Source organism: Nocardioides sp. GCM10028917 (assembly GCF_042666175.1).
Classification (GTDB): Bacteria; Actinomycetota; Actinomycetes; order Propionibacteriales; family Nocardioidaceae; genus Nocardioides.
On sequence record NZ_JBHTFL010000006.1, the window covers coordinates 26,018 to 40,127 of the forward strand.

17 protein-coding genes are annotated in these 14,110 nt (G+C 70.9%); 9 read left to right on the top strand and 8 right to left on the bottom strand.

The annotated features are described in order from the left end of the window. The first annotated feature begins 8 nt into the window (after window positions 1-8). Together ACFQW6_RS07750 and ACFQW6_RS07755 are read left to right on the top strand one after the other, a co-directional pair. Window positions 9-536: a DUF1269 domain-containing protein gene (locus ACFQW6_RS07750; RefSeq protein WP_378542963.1), complete on the top strand. Its 528-nt coding sequence runs from the start codon at window positions 9-11 to the stop codon at window positions 534-536. Window positions 537-629: 93 nt separating this feature from the next. After that, entirely contained in the window at window positions 630-1,064 is a 435-nt protein-coding gene (locus ACFQW6_RS07755; RefSeq protein WP_378542964.1) for a hypothetical protein, read from the top strand. A gap of 47 nt (window positions 1,065-1,111) precedes the next feature. On the opposite strand, the gene ACFQW6_RS07760 is transcribed toward ACFQW6_RS07755, so the two are convergent. The 6 genes from ACFQW6_RS07760 to cls form a co-directional block, all read right to left on the bottom strand. Continuing rightward, the gene (locus ACFQW6_RS07760) at window positions 1,112-1,474 is read right to left on the bottom strand and encodes a hypothetical protein (protein ID WP_378542965.1); all 363 of its coding nucleotides are present in this window, start codon (window positions 1,472-1,474) and stop codon (window positions 1,112-1,114) included. A gap of 182 nt (window positions 1,475-1,656) precedes the next feature. After that, window positions 1,657-1,947 carry an SHOCT domain-containing protein gene (locus tag ACFQW6_RS07765; protein ID WP_378542966.1) on the bottom strand — a complete coding sequence of 97 codons (291 nt, stop codon included), beginning with the start codon at window positions 1,945-1,947 and terminating at the stop codon, window positions 1,657-1,659. A 24-nt stretch (window positions 1,948-1,971) separates the two neighbouring features. Next, window positions 1,972-2,448, bottom strand: coding sequence for a DUF6325 family protein (locus ACFQW6_RS07770; protein WP_378542967.1), 477 nt, complete (start codon window positions 2,446-2,448; stop codon window positions 1,972-1,974). Between the two features lie 128 nt (window positions 2,449-2,576). After that, complete coding sequence (locus ACFQW6_RS07775; protein ID WP_378542968.1) at window positions 2,577-3,344, bottom strand: MBL fold metallo-hydrolase; 768 nt, start codon at window positions 3,342-3,344, stop codon at window positions 2,577-2,579. Window positions 3,345-3,398: 54 nt separating this feature from the next. After that, window positions 3,399-3,845, bottom strand: a complete 447-nt coding sequence (locus tag ACFQW6_RS07780; RefSeq protein ID WP_378542969.1) for a hypothetical protein — start codon at window positions 3,843-3,845, stop codon at window positions 3,399-3,401. 12 nt (window positions 3,846-3,857) lie between these two features. Beyond that, a complete protein-coding gene (cls, locus tag ACFQW6_RS07785; protein ID WP_378542970.1) occupies window positions 3,858-5,312 on the bottom strand; it encodes a cardiolipin synthase in 1,455 nt (484 codons plus the stop codon). A 322-nt stretch (window positions 5,313-5,634) separates the two neighbouring features. Between cls and ACFQW6_RS07790 the strand changes: the two genes are divergently transcribed. From ACFQW6_RS07790 to ACFQW6_RS07805, 4 genes are all read left to right on the top strand, one after another. Next, a complete protein-coding gene (locus ACFQW6_RS07790; RefSeq protein WP_378542971.1) occupies window positions 5,635-6,936 on the top strand; it encodes a phage holin family protein in 1,302 nt (433 codons plus the stop codon). Window positions 6,937-7,073: 137 nt separating this feature from the next. Further along, entirely contained in the window at window positions 7,074-7,298 is a 225-nt protein-coding gene (locus tag ACFQW6_RS07795) for a hypothetical protein (RefSeq protein WP_378542972.1), read from the top strand. Window positions 7,299-7,441: 143 nt separating this feature from the next. After that, window positions 7,442-9,700 carry a LuxR C-terminal-related transcriptional regulator gene (locus ACFQW6_RS07800; RefSeq protein WP_378542973.1) on the top strand — a complete coding sequence of 753 codons (2,259 nt, stop codon included), beginning with the start codon at window positions 7,442-7,444 and terminating at the stop codon, window positions 9,698-9,700. Window positions 9,701-9,881: 181 nt separating this feature from the next. After that, complete coding sequence (locus ACFQW6_RS07805; RefSeq protein WP_378542974.1) at window positions 9,882-11,213, top strand: LuxR C-terminal-related transcriptional regulator; 1,332 nt, start codon at window positions 9,882-9,884, stop codon at window positions 11,211-11,213. Here ACFQW6_RS07805 and ACFQW6_RS07810 read toward each other — a convergent pair. Next, window positions 11,210-11,650 carry a hypothetical protein gene (locus tag ACFQW6_RS07810; RefSeq protein WP_378542975.1) on the bottom strand — a complete coding sequence of 147 codons (441 nt, stop codon included), beginning with the start codon at window positions 11,648-11,650 and terminating at the stop codon, window positions 11,210-11,212. The genes ACFQW6_RS07805 and ACFQW6_RS07810 overlap by 4 nt on opposite strands. Before the next feature lie 113 nt (window positions 11,651-11,763). Between ACFQW6_RS07810 and ACFQW6_RS07815 the strand changes: the two genes are divergently transcribed. The 3 genes from ACFQW6_RS07815 to ACFQW6_RS07825 are packed head-to-tail and all read left to right on the top strand — an operon-like array spanning window position 11,764 to window position 13,199. Further along, window positions 11,764-12,204 (top strand): hypothetical protein, encoded by a 441-nt coding sequence (locus tag ACFQW6_RS07815; protein ID WP_378542976.1) that lies wholly within the window; start codon window positions 11,764-11,766, stop codon window positions 12,202-12,204. 59 nt (window positions 12,205-12,263) lie between these two features. Further along, entirely contained in the window at window positions 12,264-12,644 is a 381-nt protein-coding gene (locus ACFQW6_RS07820; RefSeq protein ID WP_378542977.1) for an SHOCT domain-containing protein, read from the top strand. A 54-nt stretch (window positions 12,645-12,698) separates the two neighbouring features. Continuing rightward, window positions 12,699-13,199, top strand: coding sequence for an LURP-one-related/scramblase family protein (locus ACFQW6_RS07825; protein ID WP_378542978.1), 501 nt, complete (start codon window positions 12,699-12,701; stop codon window positions 13,197-13,199). Window positions 13,200-13,228: 29 nt separating this feature from the next. On the opposite strand, the gene ACFQW6_RS07830 is transcribed toward ACFQW6_RS07825, so the two are convergent. After that, a complete protein-coding gene (locus tag ACFQW6_RS07830) occupies window positions 13,229-14,053 on the bottom strand; it encodes an alpha/beta fold hydrolase (protein WP_378542979.1) in 825 nt (274 codons plus the stop codon). Between the last annotated feature and the right edge of the window lie 57 nt (window positions 14,054-14,110).

A 14,110-nucleotide genomic window follows, 5' to 3' on the forward strand; every position in this document is an offset into this window, starting at 1 on the left:
CGAGCGCGATGACAGCTCTCACGGTCTGGCGCTACGACACCCCCTTCGGGGCCGAGGCCGCGGCGGTGCGTCTGAAGCGCCTCGAGGAGCGCAAGGTCCTCACCGTCCACGACGCCATCACGATCGCGTGGATGCCGCAGGCACGGGAGCCGGTGATCGGGCACCTGAAGCACCCGACGGCCGCGAGCGCCGGCAAGGCGTCGGTGCTGGGCGGTCTGGTGGGCATGCTCGTCCTGGCGCCGGTGGCGGGCGCAGCGCTCGGCGCCGGGGTCGCGTCCGTCTCGGCACGACTGCGCAGGTCCGGAATCGACGAGGAGTTCGTCAAGGAGCTGGGCGCCCAGCTCACCCCGGGCTCGTCCGCCCTCCTCGTGCTGTCGAGCGACGGGGACCTCGACGAGGTACGGCCCGCGATGGAGCGCGAGCTCGAGCGAGGGGATGTCGTGCTGCTGCACGCCGAGCTCTCGGCGGACGCGCCGGCGGCCATCGTCGAGGCGATGGACGAGCTCCAGCGCGACGGCGGCGCGTCGGGGGCCTGACCCGGCGCGTGAGCGTCACCCGTGCCGGGTGAGTCCCCCGCGCCGATGTGGTGCGAGCCTGCTGCCGACAGCGTTGGGACGAGGAGGAGCACCATGACCAGTGACGCCACCCGGTCGCACCGCCTGGAGACGGACGATGCACCGGCCTCTCCCCTGTGGACCGGCATGCTGGGCTTCGCGTCCATCATGCTGTTGCTGCTGGGCGGCTTCCACGTCCTGGGCGGGTTCATCGCCCTCCTGGAGAACCGGGTGTACGACGTCGACGCCTCGGAGCTGCTCCTGTTCAGGAGCTACGCCGGGTGGGGCATCGCCCACATGGCGCTCGGCACCGCCGCGTTCCTCACCGGGATCGCCTTGTTCTACCGCAGGCCCTGGAGCCGGATCGCGACCATCGTGATCGCGTCCCTCAGCGCCGTGACGAACCTGGGGTTCCTCTCGGCCGCCCCCGTCTGGTACGGGGTGCTCATCCTCCTCGACGTCCTCGTCATCTACGCGGTCACCGTCCACTTCGACGACGAGCGCGACTAGCGCTCCGACACGGCGACTTCTCGTCCGAGCCGGCTGGCCGGGGCCCGTCAGCGGGGGTCGAGGTTGCTGAAGTAGTGGTCGTGCACGGCGCGTACGGAGTCGTCCACGGAGTCCTCCTCGTAGGCCGGGGCGGCCGCGAGCTGGCGTCGGGTGAGGACGATCCTGACCGTGCGGCCGTCGTGGTCCATCGACGCGACGGCGCCGGCAGGCACGAGACGCAGCCCCGTGGACACGGGAACGGCGTCGACGACCAGGTAGGCCGCGGCGGACGAGCTGGAGGCACGGACGACGACCCCGAGGCGGCCGTCGGGAGCCTCGACGTCGTAGCCGACCAGGTCGCGGTCCAGTGTCCACGTGGACTCGCGGTAGTCCCAGACGGAGTCCCTGTAGTCCCACAACCCGCTGCTCATCGTGCCACCTCGCTCAGGAGCCGCGGGCCAGTCCCGCGTGCACCTCCAACGTGTGGAGGCCCACGCCGTTACGCCGCGCGCTGAGGTCCGGTACCCACCGGTCGGGAACTTCACGCGGCGGACGGCGACGTGCCGATGACCCGCCTCGACGGGCGTGGCGGCCCGCGTCGGCGGGCGCGGTGTCAGCCGGCGAGAATGCGCGCCTTCTGCTGCTCGAACTCCAGCTCGTTCAGCACGCCGGCCGTCTTCAGCTCACCGAGCTCCTTCAGCTGCGCCAGCTTGTCGTCCATGCCGGCCTGGGCAGGAGGCGGCGGCGCGGCGTACTGCTGTTGCGGCGGCGGCTCCTGGGCGTACTGCTGCTGCTCCTGGGAGGCCCACCTGCCCGCCTGTCGGCGCGAGACCCGGTTGGACACGGCCGTGGCGGTGCCGGCGATGGCGGCGGTGCGTGCGACACCGCGGATGAGACCTGGCATGACGTGTTCCTGTTCTCTCGTGGATCAGACGGAGGCGGCAGCGGCGTCGGCCGCATCGACGGCGGCCAGCATGGCCTGGACGGGGATGCGGCCGCTGGCGACCAGCTGGCCACCCCCCTGACGCACCGCCCGGGCGAAGGGCGCCGCCCAGACGTTCTCGTAGACGAGGATGCCCGCGGAGCTGCCCGCTTCGAGCGCGGTGCCAGCCTCGTCAAGGTCCTCCTCGTCGAGCAGTCCGGACGAGGCGCCCTCGAAGACCGTCAGGTCCAGCTCCCCGTCGCCGTCGACGTCGCTGATGTCGATCGCGTGGATGGTCCCGTCCGGGTCCTTGGTGACGAAGGCGAGGTCGAGGATGCGGATGAGCCCGCGCTCGACGAGGTCGAGCAGGATCGGGAAGCCCTCCCCCGTCATCCTGCTCCCCGGGAACTCGACCACGATGTAGTCGATCGGACCCATGAGATCGAGGTCGTCGCCGGTCTGCTGGTCGAGGTCGTTGGACATGCTTTCCTCCTGCGGCTCGTTGGGACGCGACCCGGTGTGGTCACCCGGCCAGTCGTCCTCTCGGAGCCTAGGGAGCGCGCGCAGGACGCCGCTTCACCCGCAACGGATGAGCCCCGGGGCCGGTGCCGTCAGGGCAGGGTGGCCGACGATCCGATGTCCAGCACGAGCGGCCGGCAGGACGGCGCCTCGTGGGCCAGCGCCTCCACGAACCGCGGCCCGGCGAGATCCATCCAGCCGCGCGGGAACCGTCCGGCGACCGGCACGTGCAGGGTCTGCCAGTGCACCGGCACCGCGGAGCGGGCGCCCACGAGCCGGCAGGCCGTCGCCGCCTGCTTCGGTCCCATGTGCCCCGGGGAGAGCCGCGGCCCCCATCCACCGATCGGGACGACGGCCACGTCCACCGGGGAGCCGGCCAGCTCCGGGTGGTTCTCCATCTCCGGGTAGAGGTCGGTGTCGCCCGCGAGCCAGACGACTCCTGAGGGCCCCCGGACGAGGTGACCGTTCGCCGCGTTGGGTCGGTGCGGCATCGGTCGCGAGTGGTGCACCGCGGGGACCAGCCGCACCGCCACGTCACCGGCGTCGTCGACGGTCACCCACTCCCCCTCGCCGAGCCCGCGCCCGGCCAGACCCTTCTTCACCACCCAGACGGCGTTCTCCGGTGCCGTGAGCACCGGCACCCCGTCGAACATCCTCAAGGACGCGACCTCTGCGTGGTCGTGGTGGAGGTGGGAGAGCAGGACCGCGTCCGCGCCCGACCAGGCCTCGCCCCTCGGAGTGGCGCCACGGCGCCGCAGGATGCCGTTGTGCCGCTGCAGCAGGGGGTCGGACACGATCCGGACGCCGTCCATGTCGACCACGACGGTGGCGTGCCCCAACCAGGTGAGAGTGATGGTCACGCCTGCCCCGAGGGACGAGCGACGTCGGTCACGGCAGGACCACAGGACGCGAGGTCACCACGGCGTCTCCCCCATGCGCTTGCGTGCCGCGCGTGCCAGGACGAGGGACAGACGCATCGCCGTCCGCGCGTCCCGCATCCCCCGACGTACGGAGGGGGACGTGATCGTCAGCCCGAGCACGACGAGCAGCCCGACGGGGGCCGAGACTGCGACCAGGCCCGCCGCGCCGACGGTCGCGAGGGCCGACAGCGCGGCCACGTCCACCACGAGCCGCACCCGCGCGAGGTCGACCTTGCCCAGGCATGCGACGAAGAGCAGCACGGAGATCGCCACGCCGGCGAGCACGATCGCGCTCGGGACGACCCATCCCCACTGCACGACCGCCAGCAGCAGGCCGACGGCGCTGCACCAGTGCAGGCACCGCCACCACGCCCTGTCCCTGCCCCGGTCGATCACCCCTTGCCGGTCCTCCAGCCACAGCTCGTGCGTCGTTCGCGCCATCGGTCTCTCCTCTCACTGCAGCGCGGCGGTGAGCCGCATCGTGTTGTCGAGGTACCGCTGCCAGAACGAGCGCTGCCCCCACTCCTCGAGGGTCAGCTCGCGCGACAGCGCGCGGTAGTCGTCCTCGACCTTGCGGAACCGCGCGACGATGTCCGCGCCGGTGAGCATCATCGACACCTCGTGGTTGAGCGCGAAGGACCGCAGGTCCATATTGCTCGAGCCGATGACGGCGACGTCGTCGTCGATGGAGAAGTGCTTGGAGTGGAGCACGGCCGGGGCGGGGTAGAGATGGATGCGCACGCCTGCCTCGAGCAGCGCCTGGTAGTAGGAGCACTGAGCGTGGTAGACCATGAACTGGTCGCCCTCCTCGCTCACGAAGAGCTCCACCTCCACGCCTCGCCGAGCCGCCGTCGTCACGGCGTACAGCAGCGGCTCGTCCGGGACGAAGTACGGACTGGTCAACGAGACGCGGGACTGCGCCGAGTAGATCAGGGCGGTGAAGAGCCGCAGGTTGTTCTCCGTGACGTAGCCCGGACCGCTGGGCAGCACCTGCGCCGTCACCCCTCCCGCGTGGCTCTGAGGCTTCGTGGCGGAGACCTGCTCGGCCAGGCGCTCGTGGGTCTCGGTGAACCAGTCCTTCGCGAACACGGCGCGCAGGGCACTGACCGTCGGCCCGTCGACGCGCGCGACGAGCTCGACCCACTCGCGTCCCGCGGCATGGTTCTTCGGCTTGTTGTAGCCCGGCTCGATGAGGTTCTGCGAGCCCATGAAGGCCACCGTGCCGTCGACCACCAGGATCTTGCGGTGGTTGCGCAGGTCGGGGCGCTGGAAGTCGCCCTTGAGCGGGCGCACCGGGAGCATCGGCCGCCACTCGATGTCCGAGGCGTCCAGGCGCTTCACGAAGTCGTCCCAGCCCGGAATGCCCCTGGACCCCAGGTGGTCGACGAGCAGGCGCACCTGGACGCCGCGGGCGGTGGCCTCGACCAGCGCCTCGAAGAAGGGGCCGGTCACCTCGTCCCAGGCCGTGATGTAGAACTCGACCTCGACCGTCGACCGGGACGCGGCGACCTCGGCAGTCATCGCCGCGATGGAGTCGTGGTACCCGGTGATCAGGTCGATGCGGTTGCCCCCTTGGAGGGGAAGCGCACCGAGGTTGTAGTTGAGAATGGCCATCGACGGGAGGTACGCCGGCTCGGAGACCGTCGTCGAGGGCAGGATCTCCGTGGCGGCACGGATGGCCGCGTCGGCCTCGCGCTGCCGCGCCAGCCGGCCCCTTCCCAGGCTGGTACGACCCAGGACGAGGAAGATGAGGAAGCCGGCCAGCGGAACGATCAGGATCAGGATCAGCCACGCCATGGCCGACGAGGGCTTCTTGTTGCTCGGCAGCACCCCGAGGGCCAGGAACTTGATCACGTAGTCGAGGAGCACGAGGCCGGCCCCCAGGACCACCATGACGTCGCCCGTCACCGCGCTCGCCCTCGCCGGTGGTCTCGGATCATCTGCATCCACCTCGCCATCAAGCCCGTCGGGGTGACCGACGCACGGAGTGGCACACCGTCCGCACGGCCTCCGGTCGAGTCTCGGGCTCGACGGGCGCCGGCGTATCACCCACCACGTGTGAGCCGCGCAGCCCCTTCGCCTCACCCTCGCCGGATGACGACAGCGGCATCGACGCGACCGAGCATGGCGTGGTCAGGACCCGTGCGGACGCGGGTCGAGGAGGCGACGAGGGCGGGCAGGTGATCGCTCGTGCCGGCACGGACGGTCGCTGCCCGCCAGGGGTGAGCTGATGCGCCTGCTCCCGGAGGAGCGCACGGACGAGGTCAGCGCCCTGTCGCGCCGGGTCGCCGCCTCGTTCCTCGGCCAGTCCGTGCGGCGCTTCGCCCTCGTGGAGGGTTTCGACCGCTGCATCGTGCTGTCGTCCCAGGCCCTGACCGCGCTGATCCCGCTCTTCATCGTCGTGGCCAGTGCCGCTCCGGCCGGGCAGGAGGACGTGATCAGTCGGTCCATCATCCGGAGGTTCAACCTGACCGGTGCCTCGGCCGACGCCGTGGAGCACCTGTTCCTCACCCCCGCCGGGGCGTCCAGCAGCGTGTCGGTGTTCAGCGCACTGCTGCTGATCTACTCCGCGATGGCGTTCAGTCGCCGGCTCCAGTCGATGTACCGCGCCGCGTGGGGACGGACCAAGGCGGGCCTGCGCAGCACGATGTACGCCGGGCTCGGGCTGGTCGCCTTCACCGTGATGATCGGCCTGTCGTACCTGGTCCGTGAGCTGGCCAGTCGGTTCCCGCTCGAGTGGCTCTGGACGATCCCGCTCCAGGCCGGCATCGGTCTGGTGCTGTGGACGTGCATCCCCTACCTCCTGCTCGAGCGGCAGGTGCACTGGCGTCGCCTGCTCGCCACGGGGGGCGCCTCCGCGGTCTGCATGACGATCCTCGCCATCGGCACGCCCATCTACATGCCGGGGATGATGGAACGGGCCACCGCCGACTTCGGCCTGTTCGGGGTCACGATCACGCTGCTCGGGTGGCTGCTGGCGTCAGCCGGCATCATCGTCGGCTGCGCCGTCATGGGAGCCCAGTTCGACTCCTCGGACGCGCGATGGCTCGTCCAGCTGAGGAACCAGTTCGGGCTCACCGACCCGGCGGCCGGGGAGTCCGTGCAGGCGGAGCAGCAAGCTGACAGGGTCGTCGACGGCGGCCTCACCAGCGGCGACCTGCTGACCATCGTCCACGTGCTCGTGAACTGGTCGATCATGGCCGCGGCGGTGTGGGTCGCGACGGCACTCGTCCCGGGCATCGCGGTCAACGGCGGGCTGGGCACCTATCTCGCCGTGTCCGTGCTCTTCGGACTGGTCAACGCGATGGTCGGACCGGTGCTGCAGTGGCTCGCCGGCTCCCAGTCGTGGCTCCGGATGGGCGCCTCCGCGCTCCTCGTCAACGGGGCCCTCTTCGCCGTCACTGCGGGCCTGAGCCCGAACCTGGACATCGCGGGCGCGGGCAGCGCCCTGCTGGGTGCCGTGGTGGTCGCCGTGACGGGGACCCTGCTGGAGCTGGTGATCAGGCCCTCCGCGCCCAGCAGCAGCCCCTGATCGAGGGCTCACACCTGCCAGCCGGGGCACCCTTCGACCCACACCGCGGCGGGCGTCACCCGCGAGGGGTGACGCGTAGCCCACCCAGGTAGCGCAAGGTGGGCGCGTCAAGCATCCAGCGACGAATCGAGGGCCCCATGTCGAGATCGGTCTTCGAGATCCGCGCCGTCGGAGAAGTGCCACGCGACCTGCTGGACGACTTCGAGGGCGCGACCGTCTCCCGCGAACCCGGCGGAAGCACCATCCACGTGGTGCTGGGCGACGACGCCGAGCTCCATGGGCTGCTGGCCGCGCTCAGCCGCGAGGGCTTCGCGCTCGTGGACGTTCGCCGTGAGCCGGACGTCGAGCCCGGCGACGACTAGGAGAGCCAGGTCCCGAGAAAATTGTCCCGGGACCGTCCCAAGACCGTCCCGGGTGCAGACGCCGCCCCACCGCAGGCCGTATGGTCGACAGCAGGTCAGGAGCAGCTCGGGGGACTCGGGCCGGCGGGACGGGAGGCTGACCGATGAGCGCGTACGGGTCGGAGCCGTCGATTCCTCGCGCCGCCCTGCTGCCGATGGACCACCTGTCGGACGTGAAGCTCCACCCGCCGTCGCGGCGCGCGAGCTGGGTCGACCGACCGCGCCTGATGGAGGCCATGGCCCACGCGGTCCGCCGTCCGGTCACCCTCGTGGCTGCTCCGGCCGGATACGGCAAGACCACCGTGGTCGCACAGGCCCTGCAGAGCGAGAAGTGTCCCGACTCCGCCTGGGTGTCCCTCGACGCTGGAGACAACGACCCCGTGCGGCTGTGGAGCCACGTGGCCGCAGCCCTCGAACGGGCGGGGTGCGCCCTGCCCCTCGTCGAGCCCTCGCGGGTGTTCGGCAGACCCGTGCAGGCGCCGCCGACGTTGCTGATGACGATCATGGCAGCGCTGGCGGCCATGCCGGACGACTTGGTGCTCGTCCTCGACGACTTCCACTTCGTGCAGTCGGCCGCACGCCACGAGGAGGTCGAGCTCCTCGTGCAGAGCCTCCCGGTCAAGGCTCACCTGGTGATCATCACCCGGTCCGACCCGGGCCTCCGGCTGGGCCGGTTGCGGGTGTCCCACGACCTGGCCGAGCTCCGGGCCGAGGACCTGGCCTTCACGCCGGAGGAAGCCCACGAGATGGTCGGTCGCACGGGCGTCACCCTGTCGGACGACACCCTCGCCGAGCTGGTCGAGCGCACCGAGGGCTGGCCCGCGGCCCTCTACCTCGCCGCGCTCTCCCTCGCCGACCGACCGGATCCCGACGACTTCGTGCACCGCTTCAGCGGGAGCAACCGGTTCATCGGCGACTACCTCACCGAGGAGGTCCTCAGCCGGCATCCCCAGAGGCTGCGGGACTTCATCCTCGACGTCTCGGTGCTGGACCGGTTCTCAGCTCCGCTGTGCGACCACCTGCTGGGACGCACTGACAGTGCGACCATCCTCAACGCCCTCGAGCGCGCCAACCTCTTCCTCGTGCCGCTCGACGGGGATCGCACCTGGTTCCGTTTCCACCAGCTCTTCGCCGCCGTCGCCCGCAGCGAGCTCGAGCTGTCGCGCCCGCAGCGCATCGAGGAGCTCCACGGACGGGCCGCCGAGTGGTTCTCCGTCCACGGCCTCGTCCCGGAGGCGATCACGCACTGGCTCGCAGCCGGAAGGGCCCCGGACGCAGCCGAGCTCGTCCAGGCCAACTGGTTGCGGTTCGTGGACGCCGGTCGGGCCGCCACCGTCCAGGGATGGCTCGACGTCCTGGGTCCCGGCGACGGCGCTCCACCGGCTCACGTCACCGCGGCCTGGATGGCGGGCCTGGCCGGTGACGAGCAGGGCATGTCGCGCCACCTCCGCGCCCTCGACGGCCTCGACGACTACGGTCCGCTGCCGGACGGCTCCCGGTCGGTCGAGTCCGCCACGGCCCAGATGCGCGCCATCCTCGGCTTCGGCGGCCCCGTCGACATGATGGTCGCGGCACGACGCGCCGCCCAGCTGGAGACCGACGGCCGGTCGGCCCAGTTCGGCATCGCCCAGGCGGGGCTCGGTCATGCCCTCTACCTGCAGGACGAGCTCGACCAGGCCGTCCCTCACCTGCGTGCGGCCAGCCGGACCGACGGCGCGCCCGGGATGATCCGCATCCTGGCCCTGTCCCTCGAGTGCTTCGTCGAGAGCGAGCGGGGCAACGCCCCGCAGGCACGCGAGTGCGCCGAGCTGGCCATGGACGTGCTCGACGGCCGCGGTCTGGGAGCGACTCCTCAGGCTTCATGGGCCTACGTCGCCCTGGCCCAGGCGCAGGCCGACGCGGGCAAGTCCGACGACGCCATGCGCACCCTGGAGCTCGGTCTCGCGACACGCCGGCTCGACAACGCACAGGCGGCGTGGGGGCCCATCCACCACCTCATGCTGAGCGCGCGCATCGCAGCCCGCCTGGGACACGCCCCGCTCGCCCGCGACCTCTTGGCGGACCTCACCCAGCGCATGAACCGCTTCACCGACGGGATGACGGCGATGCGCGCGCGGGCGGACGCGGTCAGGAAGCTCGTCAACGACCTCGACGCCCGGGAGGTGCTCGGCGAGCCCCTCACCGAGCGCGAGCTCGACATCGTCCGCATGATGCAGGGCCCGCTGAGCCTGCACGAGATCTCGGTGGAGCTCTACCTGTCCGCCAACACCGTCAAGTCGCATGCCCGGGCGGCCTATCGCAAGCTCGGGGCGCACTCGAGGGCCGATGCGGTGCGGCTCGCGCGGCGACAGTCCCTCATCTAGTCCACTCAGCCTCACCCGGGTGAGATCACGCTCCGGGTGTTCCCGGCTCACCCCGATAGGTGGGTAGGTGACGGTGCCCGCTCGTCGCCGAACTGGGAGCCCCTCCATGTCACTGCACCCCCCTGCCCGGCAGACCCCGTCACGACAGACGCACCCTCCCGCATGCGTTGCCGACCCGACCGTGCCACGACCCCGCGCGACCGGCCGCGAGCAGGGCTCGCCCACGTGGGGCTGGGCACTGGTGGAGATCAGGGCCGACGGCACCTGGGGCGAACCCCGGGTGATCCCGGCGCCCGGGGCCGTCGAGCCTCCGCTCGCGGACGTCCGACCGACCGCTCCCTCGAGCATCACCGAGCTCAGCGAGCTGCTCAAGACCCACCTCTCGGCCGCACGGGTCGAGGACGCAGGTCGCGGCGAGGTCGCCGCGGTGCTCTCCCGGGGAGCGGAGGCCGCGACCCCCGAGACGCGCAGCCGGTTCCTGGGCCCACTGGCCCACGTGGAGGCGCTGCAGGGCGACCTGCGGCGGGCCGAGCGCCATGTCGAGCAGGCGCAGTCCGGCCCCGTTGACCCTCACGGCGACTCGGGCCGTGCTCACGCCGTCCTCGCCCAGGCCTGGGTCGCCCTCGAGCGCGCGGACTTCCACGGTGCCCGGCGCCACCTCGACACGCTGGACGGCGTCGCGCGCGGGCACGACGCCTGGCTGGCGACGAGCCACGTCCTGCTCGACGCGAAGCTGTCGATCTCGGTGGGCGCACCCGAGACCGCGACGCGGCTCCTCGCGGCTTGGGAGGATGCGGCCCCGGCCGTCGGATCGGACTGGCTCTCCGAGCTGGTGACGGTCGCGCGGGCCGAGGCGCTGATCGCGTCGGGCGAGCCCCACCGCGCCATGGCGTTGCTCACCCCCGTGCCCCGGCACGCCGTGGTCGAGGCGATGGTCACGGCTGCGCTCGCCCGGCGGATGATCGGAGACGTACGCGGCGCGCTGGCCGTCCTCAGCCGTGCAGTCACGGACCTCGACCACGCTCCGCTGGCCCTGCAGATCGAGGCGTGGCTGCTCGAGGCGCGGATGGCCGCGGACCAGCGGCGACCCGACCGAGCGCGACTGCTGACCGACCGCGCCCTCCGCTCGGCCACGAGCGAGGGGATGCGCCGCGCGGTGATGCGGGACGGCGCCTGGTTGCGCAGGACCGTGGAGCGTGACCCCGTCCTGCTGCGAAAGCACCGGGAGTTCCTCGCGACCTGCCCGGGGGACGACCACGCGACCGCGCGCCCGGCGCCAGTCGGACCGATCCTCGGCGCGGACGCCGACCGGCTCCGCCCCTCGCTCCTCACCGAGCGCGAGAGCCAGGTCCTCGAGCTGCTGGCGCAGATGAACTCGACGGAGGAGATCGCCGAGGCCCTCTTCGTGTCCACGAACACCGTCAAGACCCACCTCAAGGGGATCTTCGGCAAGCTCGGGGTCAACCGCCGGGTGGACGCCGTGCGCCACGGCCGGACCCTGGGCCTCTGCTAGCCGGAGCCCACCAGGTCGGGAATGCCGACGCGGTGCACCCGTGCCAGTCCTGCCCCGCAGTCCGTGCACGCCTGCAGGAACCGGTGGAGCTCTCCCGCGGCCAGCGTCAGCCGCACGAGCGTCTGCTTCTGCACGGGGTAGTGCGTGCACTTCAGGTAGCGCAGGGAGCTCCCGCCCAGCTCGCCGACGACCCGCACCTCGTAGAGCGCCGCACCTTCGACGTTCGTCACCCGGTGCACGTCCGTCAGCCTCAGACCCAGGGAGCCGATCTCGACCAGCAGGGCACTCAGCTCCTCGGGTCCGTCGACCCGCCGACGGAGGGCGGTCTGGGCCTCGGTGCTCCGCACCGTCATGCCGGGGTAGAGGGCACGGAGCGTGTCGTCCGGACGGCGGGTCAGCTGGACGTCGTACTCGAACTCTTGCTCCTCGTCGACCATCACGCCACGGTGCTCCGTCGGCGCGGTCCACGCGTCACCCTCGGTGGGTGAGGCCCTCCCACTGCGGTGTCTTCATGCTGGAGGAACGAGCACGACGAGAGGGAGGCAGGCTGATGGCGACACCGACCCCGGTGGCATCGCAGGACCGCCACGAGAACCGTTCGACGGGTGCATGGTCGGGCTGGATCGCGTTCGCGAGCACCATGATGTTCATCCTCGGGTGCTTCCACGCGATCGCCGGCCTCGTCGGCATCTTCGACGAGGACTACTACCAGGTCGGCGAGAGCGGCCTGGTCGTGAGCGTCGACTACACGACGTGGGGGTGGACCCACCTGATCCTGGGCATCCTCGTGGCCTGCGCGGGCGGGGCACTGCTCCGGGGTGCGATGTGGGCCCGGATCGTGGCCATCGTGCTCGCGGTAGCGAGCTCGATCGCCAACCTCGTCTTCATGCCGGCCTATCCCCTGTGGTCGCTCATCATGATCACCGTCAACGTCCTGGTGATCTATGCCGTCACGGCCCACGGTGACCGTCGGTCCCTCGAGGGCTACTGAAAGGCGGCGTCCCTGTGACTCGGCGTCCGTCCCGTCCCCCAGCGTAGGAGTAGGTAGACATGTCAGATGACTTCGGTTTTTGGGACGTGATGGTCTCGATCTTCTGGTTCACGATCCTGCTGGCCTGGATCTCGCTCCTCGTCCACATCCTGGCCGACATCTTCCGCGACGACAGCCTGAGCGGTGGCAAGAAGGCCCTCTGGACGATCTTCATCGTCCTCATCCCCTGGCTGGGAGCCCTCGTCTACATCATCTCGAGGGGCGACTCCATGAACCAGCGCAACCGTGATGCGGCGATGGCGCGCATGGCGATCTACGACTCGCAGCGGTCGCCCTCGACCCAGGTGTCGGAAGAGCTGCGAGGCCTCGCCGAGCTGCGCGACAGCGGCGTCCTGTCCCCCGCCGAGTACGACCAGGCCAAGGCCAAGGTGCTGTCCTGAGCGCGGGGCGCCCCGGCACGGGATGCCCCAGCGGCCCGACAGCAGGGAGGAACGATGGGACTCCGTGACCGGGGCCTCGACGGCCCCACGTTCCGCATGCGCGAGAAGCTGGTCGCGATCGGGGACGACTTCTGGATCGAGGACGACAGCGGCCACCGGCTCTTCAAGGTCAACGGCAAGGCCGCCCGCTTCCGCGACACCTTCCTGCTCGAGGACGCGGGCGGCAACGAGCTGTGCAAGATCCAGGAGAAGAAGCTCTCCGTGCGCGACAAGATGACCATCGAGCACGGCTCGATGACCGCGACCGTGCACAAGCGGCTCCTCGGTATCCGCGACCACTACATCATCGAGGTGGACGACGGCGAGGACCTCAAGGCCCACGGCAACATCGTCGACCACGAGTACGAGATCGAACGAGACGGTGACACCGTCGCAAAGGTCTCCAAGAAGTGGTTCCGGGTCCGCGACACGTACGGCGTCCAGCTGGCCGAGGGCCAGGACATCCCCCTGATCCTCGCCATCACCGTGTGCGTCGATGCGATGGCTCGAGGCTGACGGAGACGTGGTTGCGCGCGCCGGCCGGGCTACGTGGCCGCAACCACCCGCACGCCGTGCGGGAGGAGCGAGCCGTCACCGACCTCGTCGTCGAGCCACAACCCGACCACGCCTGCGAGCTCCGCAGGGTGACTGAAGTTCACCGCGTGTGCCGCTCCGTCGACGAGGGCGACCGTCAGGTGCTCAGGAGCGAGCCGGGCCACGTCGCGGATGCGGTCGGGTGGCGGCAGGAGGGGATCGCGGGTCCCGAGGACGGCGAGGGTCGGGACGGGCGTGTCAAGGAGTCGCTCGAGCGACGGGAAGCGGGTCAGCTCGCGGAAGAGGCGCAGTCCGTTCAGCGGCCCGAACCTCACGTAGTCGGGCAGCGCAACGGGAAACATCCTCGTGCTCTCACGGAGGACGTCCTTCGCCAGCTGCCCGATCGCACGACCCATGGGTTGGTTGTGGACGCCTCCGGCGGGCGACACCAGGACGAGCCGGTGCACCCGCTCGGGCGCTGCGTGCGCGACCTCCAGGCTGATGGCGCAGCCCATCGAGTTCCCGACCAGGACGGCCTTGTCGATGCCGAGACCGTCGAGGATCGCGATCGTGCTCTCGGCCAGGCTCGGGATGTCGAGGACGTGGTCGCGGCGCTCACTGCGCCCGTAGCCGGGGAGGTCCGGGACCACGTTGACCCCACGAGCGGCCAGGGCTCGGGCGGTCGGCATCAGGTAGGCGCCGGAGATCGCGAAGCCGTGCAGGTGGACGAGCGGGATGCCGTCCTCGGTGGTGCTGCGCCGGCAGTAGACCGACGTCCCTCCCACCTGGAGGTGCTCGTCGACCCACCCGTCCCCTGGTCCGCGGTGGGCCTTCATGCGCCGAGGCTAGTGGTCCTGGCCTGCGGACGTCGCGCGGACGACGAGGATGGTCAC